At 67.2% G+C, this 241-nt stretch carries 1 protein-coding gene; it reads right to left on the bottom strand.

What is annotated here, in order from left to right:
• A partial coding sequence (locus IG75_RS37095) for an NAD-glutamate dehydrogenase domain-containing protein (protein ID WP_036544491.1) occupies nucleotides 1–241 on the bottom strand: 241 nt, incomplete at both ends.

Genomic DNA, 241 nt, shown 5'->3' on the forward strand with positions numbered 1-241 from the left:
GCGGCGTCGCCGGTGGCGGCCGGCGGGCGTTTCACCACGAAACCACCCTTCGCGCCCACCGGCACGATCACCGCGTTCTTCACCGCCTGCGCCTTCACCAGACCCAGAATCTCGGTCCGGAAATCCTCCAACCGATCCGACCACCGCAAACCACCACGAGCCACCGCACCGAACCGCAGATGCACACCCTCCACCCGCGGCGAATACACGAAGATCTCGTACTTCGGCCGCGGCTGCGGCA

The sequence above is a fragment of the Nocardia rhamnosiphila NBRC 108938 genome (genome assembly GCF_000720425.1).
Taxonomy (GTDB): Bacteria; Actinomycetota; Actinomycetes; order Mycobacteriales; family Mycobacteriaceae; genus Nocardia; species Nocardia rhamnosiphila.